Source organism: Inquilinus sp. 2KB_23, assembly GCF_052115705.1.
Classification (GTDB): domain Bacteria; phylum Pseudomonadota; class Alphaproteobacteria; order DSM-16000; family Inquilinaceae; genus Inquilinus; species Inquilinus ginsengisoli_A.
Genome location: NZ_JBFRHF010000016.1, coordinates 110,657 through 128,089 on the forward strand (window position 1 = coordinate 110,657; position 17,433 = coordinate 128,089).

Sequence of the window (17,433 nt, forward strand, 5' to 3'; positions counted from 1 at the left end):
CCTCCCCTTGCGGGAGGGGGTAGGGGGAGGGGGTTCGTGCCGGAGGAGCAGAACCCGGCCTCAGGATCCGGCCGGCGACGGCTGTCGAATCAGCCCGGGCCGCGCCCTTCGCTCGACAGCCCCCTCCCCCTAGCCCCCTCCCGCAAGGGGAGGGGGGACTTGATGGGGCGGATTCCCTCGCCTTACCCCCACGGCCCGCGGGCCGGGGTGTCGGCCACGCCGGCCATGCGCCGCAGCGCGGCCACGCGATTGGCGGTCGAGGGATGTGTCGAGAACAGGCTGTCGACCGCATTGGCATGCAACGGGTTGATGATGAACATCGGCGCGGTGGCGGGGTTGCGCTCGGCCGCAGCGTAGTCGATCCCCTTGGCGAAGGCTTCGATCTTCTCCAGCGCCGCGGCCAGCCACAGCGGCCGGCCGCAGATCTCGGCGCCGACCCGGTCGGCCTCGTATTCGCGGCTGCGGCTGATCGCCATCTGCACCATCATCGCGGCCAGCGGCGCCAGGATCACGGTCAGGATCACGCCGATGAAGCCGAGCGGGTTGTTGCGGTTGTTGCCGCCGCCGAAGAACAGCCCGAAATTGGCCAGCATCGACAGCGCGCCGGCCAGGGTGGCGGTGATCGTCATGATCAGCGTGTCGCGGTTGCGGACATGCGCCAGCTCATGCGCCATCACCGCCGCCACCTCCTCCGACGACAGCCGCTGCAGCAGGCCGGTGGTGGCCGCGACCGCCGCATTCTGCGGGTTGCGGCCGGTGGCGAAGGCGTTGGGCTGGTCGGCGTCGATCAGGTAGACCCGCGGCATCGGCAGCTGCGCCTGTTCCGCCAGCTGCGCCACCAGCCGGTAGAAGTCGGGCGCGCTGCGGGCGTCGACCTCGCGCGCATTGTGCATGCGCAGCACCATCTTGTCGGCGTTCCAATAGGCGAACAGGTTCATGCCCACCGCCACCAGCAGCGCGATGACGACTCCGCCCCGCCCGCCGAGCAGCCCGCCCACCACCATGAACAGCGCGGTGAGGGCCGCCAGAAGCAGCGCCGTGCGGACATACCCCGACATCCGAATCCTCCGTTGGTTCTCGCCCCGGATCAAATGGCCCTGTCGTCCCCCCGATCAAGGCTGGACGCGAGGCCCCCGCCTCGCCATATCAGGAGGATGAGCGATCGTGACTCCACCCCCGCCAAGCCGTCCACCGACGAGGCGCTGGCTGCCAAGACCCTGGCCGAACGCATCGATGTCCGCACCGGGGCGCCGATCGAGGCCGTGCCGCAGAAGCCCGGCGAGATCGGCGGCCCGAAGGGCCCGGAGCCGACGCGTTACGGCGACTGGGAAGTGAACGGCCGCTGCTCGGATTTCTAAAACCCTAGGACACTGTCGGCAGCGTCACGGTCGATCTGAACTTCGACGCCAGGTGCGGGCCGGACAGCACCGGCGGGTGCTTCGGCGCCTCGCCCGGGGCCAGGCAGGTCGGCAGGCAGGCGATCGACTGCACCAGGCCTATCCGCCCCTCCCCTTTGCCCCTGCCATCTCACGACGAGGCGTGGCCGCGGTCAGAGCCTGATCGCCGGCGCCGTTTGTCGCCCTGGCCTTGTCATCCCCCGGCCGGCGGTCTATGTGCCGGATCGGCGGTTCCGCTGCAGTGGCCCGCCCAAGAGATTCCGGCCAAAGAGATTTCGGGAGGTCGCATGATCGCCACCCCGCTCCACCGCCGCACCCTGTTCCGCGCCGCCGGCGCCGCCGCCCTGCTGGCCGGGCTGCCGGCCGCGCAGCGCGCCGCGGCGGCGGAAGAGCAGGGCCTGGCCCTCGGCGCCGCAACGCCCTTCTCCTACGACCTGCTGACGGCGCGGGCCCAGGCGCTGGCGGCGCAGCCCTACCAGCCGCCCTACCGGCCGGCGCCGGAGATCGTCGAGGCCATCGACTACGACGCCCATGGCAAGATCAAGTTCAAGACCGACCTCGCGCCCTATGCCGACGGCACCGGCGCCTATCCCGCCACCTTCTTCCATCTCGGCCGCTTCTTCGGCGAGGCGGTGCGGATGAATCTGGTCGTCGGCGACGATTCCCGCGAGATCCTGTACCGGCCGCGCTATTTCGACATGCCGGAGGACAGCCCGGCCCGCAAGCTGCCCGCCGATTCCGGCTTCGCCGGCTTCCGCCTGCAGGAATCGAACAAACGCGACGACTGGCGCACCCAGGACTGGGTCGCCTTCCTCGGCGCCTCCTACTTCCGGGCGATCGGCGCGCTGGGCCAGTACGGCATGTCGGCGCGGGGCATCGCCATCGACGTCGCGGTCAAGGGCAGCCCGGAAGAGTTCCCGATCTTCACCCAGTTCTTCATCGCCGAGGCGCCCGACCCGGCGCAGCCGGTGGTGGTCTGCGCCCTGCTGGACGGGCCCAGCGTCAGCGGCGCCTACCGCTTCACCCTGCACCGCACCGAAGGGGTGGTGATGGAGGTCGAGGCGGCGGTGTTCCTGCGCAAGGCGGTGACCCGGCTGGGGCTGGCGCCGCTGACCTCGATGTTCTGGTACGGCGAATACGGTCGCGGCCGGATGCTGGACTGGCGGCCCGAGGTGCATGATTCCGACGGGCTGGCGATCTGGACCGCCGGCGGCGAGCGCATCTGGCGGCCGCTGAACAATCCGCGCGAGATCATGGTGTCCAGCTTCGGCGGCGACAGCCCGCGCGGCTTCGGCCTGATGCAGCGCGACCGCAATTTCGACCACTACCTCGACGGCGTGTTCTACGACCGCCGGCCCAGCGTGTGGGTCGAACCGCTGGCGCCGCTGGGCCGCGGCGCGATCCAGCTGGTGGAACTGCCGACCGACGACGAGATCCACGACAACATCGTCGCCTTCTGGGTGCCGGAGGACCGGCCCGCCGCCGGGTCGCGCCTGGACCTGAGCTACCGGCTGCACTGGCTGGCGGACGAGCCCTATCCCGACCAGGCCGTCGCTCGCACCATCGCCACCCGGATGGGTCGCGGCGGCGAGCCGGGCAAGCCGCGGCCGCCCGGCGTCTACAAGATCGTCGCCGAGTTCGACAACCCGGCGGTGATGCGGCAGATCCCCTACGGCGTGTTCCCGGACGTGGTGGTGACGGCGTCGCGCGGCACCATCGTCCGGCCGTTCAGCGAACCGGTGCCGAACGGCAATGTCTGGCGCGCCACCTTCGACCTCGCGGTCGACGGCACCGACCCGGTGGAGCTGCGCCTGTTCCTGCGGCTGAACGACAAGCCGCTGACCGAGACCTGGCTGTACCAGTTTCACCCGGAGCCGCCGCCGGCCTGAGCCCGGCGCGGGGAACCCTGGTTCCCCGCCGCCCGGTCACTTCAGCTTCGACAGGTCGACCGCCGTCGCATAGGCCTGCTTCGCCTCCGCCGGCGCGTCGCCGGTGACAGTCACCAGGACGCGGTTGTCGACCAGCATCTGGAGCTCGCCCTGCTCGTTCTGCACCGCCTGCCGGTCGCCGATCTTGACCAGCTTGCCCATCATCGCCGCCATCGCCGGGTTGGCGTAGAGACCGGCCATCTGCGCCACCAGCGGCGAATCGACCATCACCTGGATGCGCACCTGCTGGCTGTCCGCGTTGGCGTAGCCGCGCTCGGCCTGGACGCCGCCGCCGAACATCGCCGCGGCGCTCGAATCGCCGGACGCGTCCTCCGCCGTCCAGCCGTCGAGCGGCCCGGGCAGGGCCTTGGCCAGCTGCTCCGCCGCCAGCTGGCCCAGCAAGGTCGCCGCCAGGTCGGCCGCCCGTTTGGCCCGCCCGTAGTCGGCGCTGCTGTAGGCCGATTCCGCCTGGTCGAGCGCGTCGTGGATGTCGTCCGCCAGGGCCGGCCGGATGCCCCACCCGGCCAGCGCCACCAGCAGCGGCACGATGATGTACTTCATGTCGGTCCCCTTCGGATGCCTCGCGCCCGGACGGTCCGGCCGCGCCCCTGCATCCATGCCGCCCGATCCTAGCGGCGGCTGCGGACCTGCCAGTGACCATGCGCACAGCGCAGAAAATATCCCGAGCCCTGCGCTGGGCGAATTCCTGTGTCCAATTGTCCGGTCTTTTCGACGACACATTACCGTCGCAGGCTGGAAGCCTGCCGCCCAAACAAGAAACGCCGCCGGAAGGCCCAGCCATGTTCCGCTTTTTCGAAGCCCGCGTGCGCCCGACCGCCACGGGTATGCCTGGCCAGCCGCCCGGCACGCTGCTGCGCTTCTACTGGTTCTTCCTGCGTCAGGTCCGCTGGTACTACGTCGGATTGCTCGGGGTCGGGCTGCTCGTCGCGCTGCTCGACGCGCTGATCCCGGTGTTCATCGGCCGGGTGGTCACCCTGCTCAGCACCACATCGCCCGAATCGCTGCTGGCCGAGCACTGGCCCCTGCTGCTGGGCATGGCCGCGGTGCTGCTGCTGTGCCGGCCGGCGGCGCTGTTCCTGCAGGCGCTGGTGATCAACCAGATCATCGCCTCGGGCTTCACCAACCTGATCCGGTGGCAGAGCCACTGGCACATCGTCCGGCAGAGCTGGAGCTTCTTCCAGAACGACTTCGCCGGCCGCATCGCTAACCGGGTGATGCAGACCGGCGTGGCCCTGCGCGACAGCACGGTGATGACCATCGCCGCGGTCTGGTACCTCACCATCTACGGCACCAGCGCCCTGATCCTGCTGGCCACCGCCGACCTGTGGCTGGCGCTGCCGACCGTGGCCTGGTTCGCCGTCTACATCGTCCTTCTCGTCTACTTCGTGCCGCGGCTGAAGCAGCGCTCGGTCGAGATGTCGGAGGCGCGGTCGCTGCTGACCGGCCGGATCGTCGACAGCTACACCAACATCCTGACGGTGAAGCTGTTCGCCCGGGCGAAGGAGGAGGACGACTACGTCCGCGAGGCGGTGGACGACCACACCCTGATCTTCCGCAGCCAGCTGCGGCTGATCAGCCTGTTCAACCTGTGCCTGTCCACCACCAACGCGCTGCTGGTGGTGTCGACCGCGACCATCGCGATCTATCTGTGGAGCCGGGGCCAGGTGGCGATCGGCGCCGTGGCCATGGTGCTGCCGCTGACCTGGCAGATCGTCACCATGGCCGGCTGGGTGGCGCAGCAGGTGACCACGATCTTCGAGAACATCGGCGTGGTGCAGGAGGGCATGATCTCGATCGCCAACCCGCTGCGCCTGGTCGACAAGCCGGAGGCCAAGCGCCTGGCGGTCAGCGAAGGCGGCATCCGCTTCGACCATGTCAGCTTCAACTACGGCCGGCCCGGCGGCGTGATCGACGACATGAACCTGGAGATCCGCCCCGGCGAGAAGATCGGCCTGGTCGGCCGCTCCGGCGCCGGCAAGTCGACCCTGGTCAACCTGCTGCTGCGCTTCTTCGACCTGGAGAGCGGCCGCATCCTGATCGACGGCCAGGACATCGCCGGGGTGACGCAGGAGAGCCTGCGCGAGCAGATCTCGGTGGTGACCCAGGACACCTCGCTGCTGCACCGGTCGATCTTCGAGAACCTCAACTACGGCCGGCCGACCGCGACCGAGGACGAGGTGATCGCCGCGGCCAAGCAGGCCCATGCCCATGACTTCATCCTGAATGTCGAGGATTGGCGCGGCCGCCGCGGCTACGAGGCCCATGTCGGCGAGCGCGGGGTCAAGCTGTCCGGCGGCCAGCGTCAGCGCGTCGCCATCGCCCGGGTGGTGCTGAAGAACGCGCCGATCCTGATCCTGGACGAGGCCACCTCGGCGCTGGATTCCGAGGTCGAGGCGGCGATCCAGGAGCAGCTGGAGGATCTAATGGAGGGCAAGACGGTGATCGCCATCGCCCACCGCCTGTCGACCATCGCCCGGATGGACCGGCTGGTGATCCTGGAGCGCGGCCGCATCGTCGAGCTGGGCTCGCATGAGGAGCTGCTGAAGGCCAACGGCCACTACGCCGCGCTGTGGCGCCGCCAGTCCGGCGGCTTCCTGGGCGAGGAGGAACAGGCGGCGGAGTAGGCGGCCCCGCCCTCTACTTCGCCGGCGCGGTCGCCGCCGGCATCACCTCGACCGTGGCGGTCATGCCCGAGGCCAGCAGCACGCCGTCGGGCATCGAGTCGATCGCGATCCGCACCGGGATGCGCTGGGCCAGCCGGACCCAGCTGAAGGTCGGGTTGACGTCGACGATCTGGTAGATCGAGTTGAGCGCGATCTCGCGGTCGGCGATGGCGCGGTCGATGCTGAGGACATGGCCCTGCAGCGGCGCCGACATCCCCATCAGCCTGATCTCGACCTTGTCGCCCGGGTGGATGCGCGGGATCTTGGTCTCTTCGAAATAGCCTCGGACGTGGAAGCTGTCGGCGTCGACCATCGCCATCACCTGCTTGCCCGCGGTGGCGTAGTCGCCCTGCCTCAGGATCAGCGACGAGACGAAGCCGTTGACCGGCGAGCGCACCGTGGCGCGCTCGAGGTCCAGCTTCGCCGTGTCCAGCGCCGCCTGGGCCTGCTCCACCGCCGCGCGGGCGGCCTCGGCCGCCGATTCGGCCTGCTGCTTGGCCTCGACCGAAATCGCGTTGAGGCCCAGCTTGGCCCGGCGCTCCGCATCCGCCTCCAGCTGGTCCGCCTGGGCCTGCTGGTTGTCCAGCGCCGCCTGGTCCCGCTGGATCGCCAGCTTGAACCGGTCCAGGTCGATCACGAACAGCACGTCGCCCTTCTTCACCAGCTGGTTGTTGGTGACGTGCAGTTCGGTGACGAGGCCGGAGACGTCGGGCGCCACCTGCACGATCTCCGCCGCCACCCGGGCGTCCCGGGTCCAGGGGCTGTCGATGTAGTACTGCCACAGCAGCACGCCGGCGACGACGGCGCCGGCCGCCACGACCAGGGTGATGAAGATGCGGAGGGCGAGGGCTGCGGTTTTCATGGCTTTCTTCGCCTCACATCGTCAGCGCGACGAGGGTGGTCATGATGATCAGGAGCAGGGACAGGTCGAACAGCGCCGGATGCCAGATCCAGCGATAGGCGCCGACGCGCGCCAGCACGAAGCGCAGCACGCCGGTGAGGAGGAGCGCCACCACGAGGTAGCCGAGCATCGGCGACAGGTAGACGCCGGCGAAGTCGATTTCCTTGATCATGGTGTCGGCACAATCAGGTCATGGATGAGGGCCGGGCCGCCGGTCTGCGGCAGGGCGAAGAATTCGGACTGGTAGGACAGCGTCACCCAGATCGCGGTGACCGAGACCAGGGCGGCGACGGTGTTGCGGTCGACCTCGAGCCCCTGCAGCGCCTCGCCGGCGCGGGCCAGGGCCGCCAGCGCCTCGGGGCCGCTGGGGCCGCGGTGGCGCCAGGCCTGGCCGAAATGGCGCTCCAGCGCGGCCAGTGCCGCGTCCACCGCCCGAATCCCCGGCGGCGGCAGCCGGTCGGACAGACGGCGCAGGATCATGATGTTGTGGCCGACGCGCAGGCTGGCCAGGCTGCCATCCAGGATCGGCCGGTCGCCGGGCAAGGCGTGGTCGAGCCGCGCGAACAGGCCGTTGATGCGGTCGAACATCCGGCTTTCGAACTCGGCCTGCGACAGGCCGGCGCCGGACGCCATGCGCGACAGGTCGGCCATGATGCCGGTGACGAAGCGCTGCGCCATCCAGCGCACGCCGAGCGGCCGGATCAGCCGGAACAGCAGCACCGCCAGGGCGATGCCGGCCAGGGTGGCGAGGCTGTTGTTGACCGCGCCGGCGAAGTCGAGCGAGGCGCGATCGGACAGCCCGAGCAGGGTCAGGAAGTTGATGCAGAGCAGCAGCCCCGAGGCCCCGATCCGCGGCGCCGGCATCAGGACGCCGGCCGGCACCAGCACCGTGGCCAGCACCAGGGCCAGCATGGGGAAGCCGTCGACCCGGGGCAGCACCAGCGCGAAATAGAGCAGGTAGACGATGGACGCGACCGCCGCCATGCGCAGGAATTCCTTGGCCGGCAGCGCCGGCTCGTCCGCGCCGGAGAAGAAGCCGAAGACCACGACCAGGATGGTGGCGGCCGCGGCGCCGTTCGGCCAGGCGGTGAGGATCCAGAAGCTGCAAGCCACCACCAGCGCGGTGAAGGCGGTGATCCCGGCCATGATGGCGGCGGCCTGGTCGCGGTGCCGGCTGACCGACGGCGCCGACCCCATGCTGCGCGGCCGGGTGCCGGCGGCAACATGGTCGCGCAGCCGCCGGCAGTCGTCGCGCAGCGTCAGCACGTCCTGCAGCCGGTCCAGCAGGATGCGCACGACCATCGCCGTCTGGCTCTGGCGCAGCTCCTCCAGCGTCGGCTGAAGGGTGTCGATCAGGCGCCGGGCGGCGCCGATGCTCTCGCCGTCATCCGGCTGGTCCGGGCCCGGCGACCGGTCCATGATCCGCGCCACCGCCTCGAAGGCCGGACGGATTTCCTGCCACCGCGCCGGGTCGCGGAAGCGCAGCAGCCGCCCGCGCTCCTGCACCGAGACCAGCACGGCGAGGAAGGTGAACAGCCGCCCCTGCAGCTGGCGGACCACGTCATTGGCCAGGCGGATGGCCCGTGTGTCGAATACGGCGTGGGCGCGCAGGGTCTCCAGCGCCACCGCATCGCCGATCAGCCGGGCGCGGTCGGCCTGCGGCGCCTCGTCGGTGCCCTCGGTGCGCAGGATGCCGACCGCCCATGTCGCGGTGGCCGCCAGCAGCGCCTCGATCCGGCCCAGCAGCACCGGCCCGACCGGGCGTGGCAGCACGATGGCGCTGAGCACGCCGGCGCAGCCGATCGCCAGCAGGATCTCGACGCAGCGGTTGGTGGCGATGTCGAACACCGTGTCCGGCGCGGTGATCGCGGGGAAACCGATGATCGCGGCGGTGTAGCCCGCCAGCAGCGGCGCATAGGCGCTGGGCGCGTCGCGCAGCAGCACCGAGACGTAGATGCAGCATCCGAACCACAGCGCGCTGGCCAGCACGAACAGCTCGCGCTCCTGCGCGAACAGGCCGATGAAGGTCATGCTGGCGATGACCCCGGCGGCAGTGCCGATCACGCGGTAGACGCTCTTCGACAGCATCATCCCGGTCAGCGGCTGCGACACGATGTAGGCGGTCAGCATCGCCGTGCCGGGCGAGGACAGGTTGATGCGCAGGGCGATCCAGGCGGCCAGGATCGCGGCGCAGAAGGTGCGCAGCGAGAACACGCCATCACGCCAGGTCGGCCAGTCCATGCGTCCCCCGCGTCCCTCGTCGCCTAGCGGCCGCCCGCAGCCTCGGGCCGGCCGGCGGCGATGGTCGCCTCGATCCGGCTGAGCACGTCGAGGCAGACGATCATATCCTGGTCGGAGACGCCGTCGAGCAGCCGTTCGCGCACCTCCGCGACGACGCCCTGGATGCCTTCCACCAGGGTGCGGCCGTCGGCGGTCAGATGCACCGTGCGGTCGGCGCCGGCCTCGCGCCGTTCGATCACGCCCTGGCCCTCCAGCGTGTCGAGCAGCGGGGCCAGCGAGGAGCCTTCGACGCCGAGCGAATCCGCCAGGTCGCGCTGGCGGATGCCGTCGCCCAGCCGCGTCACATGCAGCAGCGGCTGCCAGGTGGCGGCGCTGAGGCCGTAGCGGCCGAGCACGTCATCGATCTCGCGCCGCCACAGGCGGGCGATCAGGAACAGGCGATAGCCGAAATCGGCGCGGGCGGGAGGCGTCTGGGGCATGGGCACCTTCATAGCCTCCTCATGGCGGGGCGAAACCGCGATTGCCGTATGCCAGCCATCCCGGCTGGCGTCACGCTGGCCCGGCTGGCGCGATGCCGGCCGGGCCGGGCGGATCAGGAGCTGGCGCCGTCGACCGGGATGGTCTGCAGCATGGCGAGGTCGATGCCGTCGAGGCAGCGCACATTGATCGCGATCATGGCGGTGCCGTCCGGCTTGCGGCCCCGGGCGAAGGATTCGATGCCGCAGGACGGGCAGAACAGGTGCTCGATCACCTTCTTGTTGAAGCGGTAATCGACCAGGTCGGTGTCGCCCGACAGCAGGGTGAACCGGTCGGGCATGACGAAGTTGAGCAGCAGCCCGCGCTTCGAGCAGTTCGAGCAGTTGCAGCTCACGACCTTGGCCAGGTCGGTCTCGACCTGGTAGCGCACGGCGCCGCAATGGCAGCCACCCTCATAGGTCTTCATCTCGGGCATGGGGCGTTCCTCCGGCGCTTTGGATCGCCGCGCGTCACGACGGCGTTCGGGCCCGAGAGTCGTCCGGGACGAGCGCCATGTCCACCCGCGATCGCGGATCCGCAGCGCCATTTCGCGGCGGCCATCAAGAGTCCCCCCTCCCCTTGCGGGAGGGGGTAGGGGGAGGGGTCTGCGCGCGTCCGCGCGCGATTGCGCAAAGGACAGGCCTCGCCATCGACGGCCGGATCGTTGAAATCAAAGCCGGCTCCGGCGGCGAAAACCCCTCCCCCTACCCCCTCCCGCAAGGGGAGGGGGAGTTTGTTTTGATTTGCTTCGGCTTCGGTCCCGGCCCATCCAGCCCGTCACCCGGTGTCCGGCGCCTTCGGCTTGAAGCCGAAGATCATCGGGCTGAGCCCGAGCGACCGGCAGAGGCGTTGGGCCGCGGTGGCGATGGTCTCGGTGTCGAGCATCTCGATCCCGTCCGGCTCCTGCAGCCGCACCGCCAGCCCGGCCCGGAGCGCCGGGATCCAGGCGGGATCGGCGCATTCCGCAAAGTCCCGCTCGACCGCCGCGGTCACCGCCTTCCGGCGCTTGGCCCGGATCGCCTGGATCTCCGCCGGGCTGCCCGCCGGCCGCCTGGGGCGCGGCGTCGCCGGCCATTCCTCGCCGCGCCAGCGCTGCCAGGTCTCCGACAGGCCGAGGCCGCAGGCCACCCCCGCCATCACCGACCCCACCGGCCGGTCCTCGACCTGGACATCCTGGTCCTCGTAGAGCGCGTCGACCCGCTCCTCGAGATCGTCCTTCAGGGCGTTGAAGCGGCCCTCTTCCTCGATCTCCTCGCAGATCATGTCCTGCAGGGTGTCCCGCACCTCGTCGCGGTGCCGCTCGCGGCGGGCCTTGCGGGCGGCCAGGCGGTCGGGGGTCTCGGCCCGGTCCTGGGCGCACAGCTTGTCGGCGGTGCGGGCGCGCTGGGCCAGGGACTGATGCACCGTGCGGGTGAAGCGGGTAAAGGCCAGCCCGGCCTCGCGCGCCTCGGCCCTGGCCGCCGCGGCCTCGTCGGTCCCGGGCGCCGCGGCCCTCACCTTGGCCTGGGCGTCGAGGGCGCGGGCGCCCTCGACCCTGACCAGCTGCAGGCTGATCTCGGCGATTTCGGTCAGCATCTCCATCTGCTGCAGCGCGAGGCTGCGGCAGTGGGCCTGGATGTCGAAACCTTCTGGTGCTGTTTCCATGGAACGTATCATGAACGAGTCGTTCCACTTAACACAATGCACATTGTGTTTACGCCTGCGCCTCTCCCGCTTGCGGGACCCTTTCGGAATGAACCGAGCCCATTCCTTTCTTGTCCCCCCTCCCCTTGTGGGAGGGGGTAGGGGGAGGGGTCTGCGCGCGTCCGCGCGCGAATGGGGCAAAGGACAGGCTTCGCCGTCGGAGCCAAATTGCCAGAGTCAGGGCCGGTTCTGGGCATCGAAAACCCCCTCCCCCTACCCCCWCCCGCGAGGGGAGGGGGGACTCATTTTAACCTCGGCCAATGTCGTTGCGAGCCGCCGGGACGGTTCGGAGGCATTCTGAAAAGGTCTCGCTTGCGGGAGAGGTCGGAGACGCGAAGCGGCTCCGGGTGAGGGGATTTTGTCGAGGCCGGGGCCCGCCCTCACCCGGTCTCGCTGCGCGAGCCCGACCTCTCCCGCCACGCGGGAGAGGCAATCTGAGCGGTTTTCTGGCTTCGCATCCCAGCCTCAAACATCGTCATTGCGAGCGCAGCGAATCCATCCATCGGGCAGTCCATACCGGCGCCATGGATTGCTTCGTCGGCTTCGCCTCCTCGCAATGACGAAGGGGGAAGAGGCCTAGCGAAGGGCTTAGCTAGCGGCCTCGCAGCCCCGCCCCGCCGCCTCAGCCTTCGCCGACGCCGTATTCCTGGCCGGCGTCGGCCAGCCAGTCCCACAGGTACTGGGCGAAGGACCGTCGGACATAGACCCGCAGCCGCGGTGCGCCGTCGGCATCGTCCAGGCGGTGCAGGATCACGTCGGCGTGGCACACCACGCTCTGTGCCACCGATCCGGCCGGGAAGGCCCTATGGTGCAGGTCCAGCGGGCAGCCCTTGGCCAGCACGTCCAGCGCCTTCGGGCCGGACAGGGCGAACACGGTCCAGTTGTCGGTGACGTTGGTGACCGCGGCGTGATGGCCGGCCAGCCCATCGCCCAGCCGGGCGGCGAGATCGGCCTCGCGGTCCACCCCGCCGACCACCAGCCATTCATTGGGGCCGAGCCACAGCGCCGCCAGACCGTCCGCCGCGGCCACGCCGGGCCGGGCGGGCAGGCCGAGGCCGAGCACGCCGGAGACCGCCGCGGTGAAGCCGGCATCGCCGGCGTCGCCGCGCAGGTTCAGCTTGGCCTCATGCGCGATCTCGGCCAGGCGGAGGCCGGGATCGGCCGGCGCCACCAGCGGCCGGACCAGGCCTTCGGTGGCGGTGCGGCGGGCCGGCAGGTCGGCCGGGGCGTCGTCATGGGCGTAGGCCGTGTCAGCCATGGAGGCGCGCTCCCTCGAGATCGACGAACACCGGCTTCACGACCTTGGCCGGGATGGTGCGGTCGGGCATGGCGATGTGGACCGTGCCGTCCAGCCGCTCCGCGCCGCCCTTGACCATGGCCATGGCGATCGACCGCTGCAGGTTCGGGCTCCAGTAGCTCGAGGTGACATGGCCCAGCATCGGCACCGGCGGGGCGCCCGGCGTCGCGGTGTCGATGATGTGCGCCCCCTCCTCCAGCACCAGCTTGGGGTCGTCGGTCAGCAGGCCGACCAGCTGCTTGCGGTCGCCCCGCGCCGTGTCGGTGCGGTCGAGCGAGCGCTTGCCGATGAAGTCCGGCTTCTTCTTGCCGACGATCCAGTCCATGCCGAGGTCGCCGGGGGTGACGGTGCCGTCCGTCTCCTGGCCGACGATGATGAAGCCCTTCTCGGCGCGCAGCACATGCATCGCCTCGGTGCCGTAGGGGACGAGGTCGAGCCCCTGCCCCGCCGCCTCGATCGCCTCGATCAGGGCCATGCCCTGGGCGGCCGGGACGTTGATCTCGTAGGACAGCTCGCCGGTGAAGGAGATGCGGAACACCCGCGCCTTCAGCCCGGCCACCACGCCCTCGCGCATCGACAGATGCGGGAAGGCCTCGTTCGAGAGGTCGATGTCGGTCAGGCGCGCCAGCAGCTCGCGGCTCCTGGGGCCGGAGATGGTGGCGACCGCCCATTGCTCGGTGACCGAGGTCAGGAACACCTTGAGGTCCGGCCACTCGGTCTGGTGCCATTCCTCGAGCCAGGCGAGGATGGTGGCGGCGCCGCCGGTGGTGGTGGTCATGTGGAAATGGTCGTCGGCAAGGCGCGTGGTGACGCCGTCGTCCTTGACCATGCCGTCCTCGCCCAGCATCAGGCCGTAGCGGCAGCCGCCGATCGCCAGCTTGGCCCAGGCGTTGGTGTAGACGCGGTTCAGGAACTCCGCCGCGTCCGGGCCCTTGACGTCGATCTTGCCCAGGGTGGTGGCGTCCATCACGCCGACCGACGTCCGCGCCGCCTTGACCTCGCGGTTGACCGCCGCGTGCATGTCCTCGCCCGGCTTGGGGAAGTACCAGGCCCGCTTCCAGCCGCCGCCGACATTCTCGAACACTGCGCCGTGCCGTTCGGCCCAGCGATGCATCGGGGTGCGGCGGATCGGGGCGTACAGCGCCTTGACGCTGCGCCCGGCGATGGCGCCGAAGGTGACCGGGGTGTAGGGCGGGCGGAAGGTGGTGACGCCGATCTCCGGAATGGTCCGGCCCATGGTCTGCGCCACGATGCCCAGCGCGTTGACGTTGCCGGTCTTGCCCTGGTCGGTGGCCATGCCGGTGGTGGTGTAGCGCTTGACGTGCTCGACCGAGACCATGCCCTCGCGCAGCGCCAGCCGCAGGTCCTTGGCGGTGACGTCGTTCTGGAAGTCGACGAAGGCGCGCACCGCATTGGCCGGCCGGTCCGACGGCACGTACCACAGCGGCTTGCTGTCGTCGGCCTCCGGCTCCTCCTGCGCGGTCTCGACCGCCGGCACCGCCACCGCCACCGCGGTCAGCCCGGCGGCCTCGGCCGCGCCGGCGCCGGCCACCAGGCCCTCCTGCAGCGCGTCGGCGAAGCGGATGGTGCCGGCGCAGCCGCCGGCCGACCGCTCGGCCTGGAAGCTGTCGCCGGGCATGAAGGTCGACCGCGCCTCGTCCCAGCGCAGGCGGCCGCGCGACTGCGACTGCAGGTTCAGCACCGGATTCCAGCCGCCGGACATGGCGACCGCGTCGCAGGCGATGGTGGTCTCGGCGCCGCGCCGCACCGACAGGCCGTCGGCGGCCAGCGGCATCAGCCGCACCTCGTTCACCCGCAGGCGGCCGGAGGTGCCGACGATGGCATGGCCGGCATAGACCGGCAGGCCGGCGGCGCGCGCCGCCCGGACCAGCGGCCCGTCGGGGTCGGGCCGGGTGTCGACGATCGCCGGCACGGCGACGCCGGCGGCGGCGAGGTCCAGGGCGGTGGCATAGGCGCTGTCGTCGCCGGTCGCGACCACCACGCGGTCACCGACCTTGACGCCCCAGCGGTTGAGATAGGCGCGCACCGCGCCGGCCAGGATGATGCCAGGCCGGTCGTTCTCGGCGAACACCAGGCTGCGTTCGATCGACCCGGTGGCCAGCACCACCTGCTTGGCCCGCACCTTCCACAGCCGCTGCCGCGGCGTGCCGGCCGGCACCGCATGCGGCGGGATGTGGTCGGCGACGCGTTCCAGCAGGCCGAGCCAGTTGTGGCCGTAATAGCCGAAGCCGGTGGTGCGCGGCAGCACCCGGACATCGGGCATCGCCGACAGCTCCGCCACCGTCGCCGCGACCCAGTCGAGCGCCGCGACGTCGCCGACCGACGCGGTCGGTTCCGACCGCAGCCAGCCGCCGAACCGGGCCTGGTCCTCGGCCAGGATCACCCGGGCGCCGGCGCGGGCGGCAGCCAGCGCGGCGCCGAGGCCGGCGATGCCGCCGCCGACCACCAGCACGTCGCAATGGACGTTCATATGGTCGTAGCGGTCGGGGTCGGGCTGGCGCGGCGACACGCCGAGGCCCGCGGCCTTGCGGATGAAGCGCTCATAGACCATCCAGGCCTTGGGCGAGCGCGGCCACATGAAGGTCTTGTAGTAGAAGCCGGCCGGGATCATCGGCGCGATCAGGTCGTTGACCGCCTGCAGGTCGAAGCGCAGCGACGGCCAGCGGTTCTGGCTGCGCGCCACCAGCCCGTCGAACAGCTCGACCTGGGTGGCGCGGGTGTTGGGGTCGGTCCGCGCCGCGTCGGGGCCCAGCTGGACCAGGGCGTTCGGCTCCTCCGGCCCGGCCGACACCACGCCGCGCGGCCGGTGGTACTTGAAGCTGCGGCCAAGCAGGTGCACGCCGTTGGCCAGCAGGGCCGAGGCCAGGGTGTCGCCGTCATAGCCGCGGTAGGACCTGCCGTCGAAGGCGAAGTCGGCGCTCTGGCTGCGGTCGATGTCGGCGCCGCGGCCGACCAGGCGATAGCGTTGGGTCATGGGGTCTGCCTGGCCATCACGTCTGGGGGCCGGAAACGCTGGCGGAATCGACCAGCGGCGTGTTGGCGGTGCCCCGCGCCGGTTCGCCTGATGGCGTCGGGATCGACTGGCCCTCGATCGCCGGCGGCGGGTCGCCGGCGCCGTAGATCGCCAGGATCTCATCGGTCGCGGTGTTGCGCGCGATGTTGAACCAGCGGCGGCAGCCATGGATGTGGACCCAGCGCTCGTAATGCAGCCCCTTGGGGTTCGAGCGCATGAAGACGTAGTCGGCCCATTCGGCGTCGCTCAGCTCGGCCGGGGCCGCCGGGCGGCGGATATGGGCCTCGCCGCCGCAGCGGAATTCGCGTTGGTCGCGGGTGCCGCACCAGGGGCAGTCGATCAGGAACATCGGGCGACCCTCTTCAATGCGCCACGGCGGCGGCGCCGTGCTCGGCCACCAGCGCGCCGGAGCTGAAGCGGTCGAGCGCGAAGGGGGCGGCGATGGCGTTGGGCTCGCCCCGGGCGATGGTGTGGGCGAAGACATGGCCGGAGCCGGGGGTGGCCTTGAAGCCGCCGGTGCCCCAGCCGCAGTTGATGAACAGGTTGTCGACCGGGGTCTTGCCGATGATCGGGCTGGCGTCCGGCGACACGTCGACGATGCCGGCCCATTGCCGCAGCATGCGCATGCGGCTGAAGATCGGGAACATCTCGACGATCGCGCCCAGCGTCTCCTCGATCACCGCGAAGCCGCCGCGCTGGGAGTAGGAGACGTAGCCGTCGATGCCGGCGCCGATCACCAGTTCGCCCTTGTCGGACTGGCTGACATAGGCGTGCACCGCGTTCGACATCACCACGCAGTCGATCACCGGCTTGATCGGCTCCGATACCAGCGCCTGCAGCGGGTGGCTTTCCAGCGGCAGGCGGAAGCCGGCGAGGTTGGCCAGCACCGAGCTGTGGCCGGCGGCGACCACCCCGACCTTGCCGGCGCCGATATAGCCGCGGCTGGTCTCGACCCCGACGACGCGGCCCTGTTCGGTGCGGAAGCCGGTGACCTCGCAGTTCTGGATGATGTCGACGCCACGGCTGTCGGCGGCACGGGCGTAGCCCCAGGCCACGGCGTCGTGCCGGGCGGTGCCGGCGCGGCGCTGCACGGTGCCGCCATAGACCGGGAAGCGGATGCTCCGGTCCGGGTTCAGCGCCGGGCAGAATTCCAGCACCTGCTCGCGGGTCAGCCAGTCGCTGTCGATGCCGTTCAGCCGGTTGGCGTGCAGCCGGCGCATCAGCTCGCGCGCCTCATGCGGGTCGTGGCAGATGTTCATCACGCCGCGCTGGCTGAACATCACGTTGTAGTTGAGGTCGGCCGACAGGCCTTCCCACAGCTTCAGCGCGTGCTCGTAGATGAAGGCCGAGGCATCGAACAGGTAGTTGGACCGGACGATGGTGGTGTTGCGGCCGGTGTTGCCGCCGCCGATCCAGCCCTTCTCCAGCACCGCGACATTGGTGATGCCGTGCTCTTTCGCCAGGTAGTGGGCGGTGGCCAGGCCGTGCCCGCCGCCGCCGACGATGACGACGTCATAGGCCGGCTTGGGCTCGGGCGAACGCCACGCCTTCTGCCAGCCTTCATGGTGCGACAGCGCATTGCGCGCGAGGGCGAAGAGGGAATAGCGCGTCATCGATCCGTGGCCGGTCCGGGTTGAGCGTGGGCATCGTGCAGAAGCGGGCGGCCGGTCGCGAGCTTAGGCGCGACATCGAGGCGTCGCCCTGCGCCAAGGCCGATGGCGGGCGTCCCGCGGCCCGGCAGGGATCGGGAAC

The 17,433-nt window shown here is 70.6% G+C and carries 16 protein-coding genes; 3 read left to right on the top strand and 13 right to left on the bottom strand.

The features are described from left to right. Positions 1–182 precede the first annotated feature (182 nt). Positions 183–1,058, bottom strand: coding sequence for a zinc metalloprotease HtpX (gene htpX / locus AB4112_RS20810; protein WP_441722759.1), 876 nt, complete (start codon positions 1,056–1,058; stop codon positions 183–185). Between the two features lie 96 nt (positions 1,059–1,154). Between htpX and AB4112_RS20815 the strand changes: the two genes are divergently transcribed. Beyond that, complete coding sequence (locus AB4112_RS20815) at positions 1,155–1,358, top strand: DUF1674 domain-containing protein (protein WP_441722762.1); 204 nt, start codon at positions 1,155–1,157, stop codon at positions 1,356–1,358. A 4-nt stretch (positions 1,359–1,362) separates the two neighbouring features. On the opposite strand, the gene AB4112_RS20820 is transcribed toward AB4112_RS20815, so the two are convergent. Continuing rightward, positions 1,363–1,491 (bottom strand): hypothetical protein, encoded by a 129-nt coding sequence (locus AB4112_RS20820; RefSeq protein ID WP_441722765.1) that lies wholly within the window; start codon positions 1,489–1,491, stop codon positions 1,363–1,365. A gap of 193 nt (positions 1,492–1,684) precedes the next feature. Here AB4112_RS20820 and AB4112_RS20825 point away from each other — a divergent pair, with 193 nt between their 5' ends. Further along, complete coding sequence (locus tag AB4112_RS20825) at positions 1,685–3,286, top strand: glucan biosynthesis protein (RefSeq protein WP_309797250.1); 1,602 nt, start codon at positions 1,685–1,687, stop codon at positions 3,284–3,286. A gap of 36 nt (positions 3,287–3,322) precedes the next feature. Here AB4112_RS20825 and AB4112_RS20830 read toward each other — a convergent pair whose 3' ends face one another. Then, positions 3,323–3,886: a hypothetical protein gene (locus tag AB4112_RS20830; protein ID WP_441722768.1), complete on the bottom strand. Its 564-nt coding sequence runs from the start codon at positions 3,884–3,886 to the stop codon at positions 3,323–3,325. Positions 3,887–4,125: 239 nt separating this feature from the next. Here AB4112_RS20830 and AB4112_RS20835 point away from each other — a divergent pair, with 239 nt between their 5' ends. Further along, entirely contained in the window at positions 4,126–5,970 is a 1,845-nt protein-coding gene (locus AB4112_RS20835) for an ABC transporter ATP-binding protein (RefSeq protein WP_441722771.1), read from the top strand. A 13-nt stretch (positions 5,971–5,983) separates the two neighbouring features. On the opposite strand, the gene AB4112_RS20840 is transcribed toward AB4112_RS20835, so the two are convergent. The 10 genes from AB4112_RS20840 to AB4112_RS20885 all read right to left on the bottom strand — a co-directional run bounded on the left by AB4112_RS20840 (position 5,984) and on the right by AB4112_RS20885 (position 17,294). Then, entirely contained in the window at positions 5,984–6,871 is an 888-nt protein-coding gene (locus tag AB4112_RS20840) for an efflux RND transporter periplasmic adaptor subunit (RefSeq protein WP_309797244.1), read from the bottom strand. A 13-nt stretch (positions 6,872–6,884) separates the two neighbouring features. Further along, positions 6,885–7,082 carry a DUF1656 domain-containing protein gene (locus tag AB4112_RS20845; protein ID WP_309797242.1) on the bottom strand — a complete coding sequence of 66 codons (198 nt, stop codon included), beginning with the start codon at positions 7,080–7,082 and terminating at the stop codon, positions 6,885–6,887. Beyond that, positions 7,079–9,151 (bottom strand): FUSC family protein, encoded by a 2,073-nt coding sequence (locus AB4112_RS20850; RefSeq protein ID WP_441722774.1) that lies wholly within the window; start codon positions 9,149–9,151, stop codon positions 7,079–7,081. Before AB4112_RS20850 ends, AB4112_RS20845 begins: the two co-directional genes overlap by 4 nt. A gap of 23 nt (positions 9,152–9,174) precedes the next feature. Then, positions 9,175–9,630: a MarR family winged helix-turn-helix transcriptional regulator gene (locus AB4112_RS20855; RefSeq protein WP_309797239.1), complete on the bottom strand. Its 456-nt coding sequence runs from the start codon at positions 9,628–9,630 to the stop codon at positions 9,175–9,177. A 113-nt stretch (positions 9,631–9,743) separates the two neighbouring features. Then, positions 9,744–10,103 carry a GFA family protein gene (locus tag AB4112_RS20860; RefSeq protein ID WP_309797238.1) on the bottom strand — a complete coding sequence of 120 codons (360 nt, stop codon included), beginning with the start codon at positions 10,101–10,103 and terminating at the stop codon, positions 9,744–9,746. A 341-nt stretch (positions 10,104–10,444) separates the two neighbouring features. Beyond that, a complete protein-coding gene (locus tag AB4112_RS20865; RefSeq protein ID WP_441722776.1) occupies positions 10,445–11,311 on the bottom strand; it encodes a hypothetical protein in 867 nt (288 codons plus the stop codon). Positions 11,312–11,972: 661 nt separating this feature from the next. Continuing rightward, complete coding sequence (locus tag AB4112_RS20870) at positions 11,973–12,608, bottom strand: sarcosine oxidase subunit gamma (RefSeq protein ID WP_441722778.1); 636 nt, start codon at positions 12,606–12,608, stop codon at positions 11,973–11,975. Next, on the bottom strand, positions 12,601–15,642 hold the full coding sequence (locus tag AB4112_RS20875; protein WP_441722780.1) for a sarcosine oxidase subunit alpha family protein: 3,042 nt from the start codon (positions 15,640–15,642) through the stop codon (positions 12,601–12,603). Before AB4112_RS20875 ends, AB4112_RS20870 begins: the two co-directional genes overlap by 8 nt. A 16-nt stretch (positions 15,643–15,658) precedes the next feature. Continuing rightward, positions 15,659–16,030, bottom strand: coding sequence for a sarcosine oxidase subunit delta (locus AB4112_RS20880; RefSeq protein ID WP_441722782.1), 372 nt, complete (start codon positions 16,028–16,030; stop codon positions 15,659–15,661). A gap of 13 nt (positions 16,031–16,043) precedes the next feature. Further along, on the bottom strand, positions 16,044–17,294 hold the full coding sequence (locus tag AB4112_RS20885) for a sarcosine oxidase subunit beta family protein (RefSeq protein WP_441722784.1): 1,251 nt from the start codon (positions 17,292–17,294) through the stop codon (positions 16,044–16,046). Between the last annotated feature and the right edge of the window lie 139 nt (positions 17,295–17,433).

Coding starts and splice junctions, on each gene's coding strand:
- AB4112_RS20880 (WP_441722782.1), bottom strand. CDS start 16,030: ATGTTCCTGATCGACTGCCCCTGGTGCGGCACCCGCGACCAACGCGAA.
- AB4112_RS20855 (WP_309797239.1), bottom strand. CDS start 9,630: ATGCCCCAGACGCCTCCCGCCCGCGCCGATTTCGGCTATCGCCTGTTC.
- AB4112_RS20870 (WP_441722778.1), bottom strand. CDS start 12,608: ATGGCTGACACGGCCTACGCCCATGACGACGCCCCGGCCGACCTGCCG.
- AB4112_RS20865 (WP_441722776.1), bottom strand. CDS start 11,311: ATGGAAACAGCACCAGAAGGTTTCGACATCCAGGCCCACTGCCGCAGC.
- AB4112_RS20840 (WP_309797244.1), bottom strand. CDS start 6,871: ATGAAAACCGCAGCCCTCGCCCTCCGCATCTTCATCACCCTGGTCGTG.
- AB4112_RS20860 (WP_309797238.1), bottom strand. CDS start 10,103: ATGCCCGAGATGAAGACCTATGAGGGTGGCTGCCATTGCGGCGCCGTG.
- AB4112_RS20825 (WP_309797250.1), top strand. CDS start 1,685: ATGATCGCCACCCCGCTCCACCGCCGCACCCTGTTCCGCGCCGCCGGC.
- AB4112_RS20850 (WP_441722774.1), bottom strand. CDS start 9,151: ATGGACTGGCCGACCTGGCGTGATGGCGTGTTCTCGCTGCGCACCTTC.
- AB4112_RS20815 (WP_441722762.1), top strand. CDS start 1,155: ATGAGCGATCGTGACTCCACCCCCGCCAAGCCGTCCACCGACGAGGCG.
- AB4112_RS20835 (WP_441722771.1), top strand. CDS start 4,126: ATGTTCCGCTTTTTCGAAGCCCGCGTGCGCCCGACCGCCACGGGTATG.
- AB4112_RS20885 (WP_441722784.1), bottom strand. CDS start 17,294: ATGACGCGCTATTCCCTCTTCGCCCTCGCGCGCAATGCGCTGTCGCAC.
- AB4112_RS20830 (WP_441722768.1), bottom strand. CDS start 3,886: ATGAAGTACATCATCGTGCCGCTGCTGGTGGCGCTGGCCGGGTGGGGC.
- AB4112_RS20845 (WP_309797242.1), bottom strand. CDS start 7,082: ATGATCAAGGAAATCGACTTCGCCGGCGTCTACCTGTCGCCGATGCTC.
- AB4112_RS20875 (WP_441722780.1), bottom strand. CDS start 15,642: ATGACCCAACGCTATCGCCTGGTCGGCCGCGGCGCCGACATCGACCGC.
- htpX (WP_441722759.1), bottom strand. CDS start 1,058: ATGTCGGGGTATGTCCGCACGGCGCTGCTTCTGGCGGCCCTCACCGCG.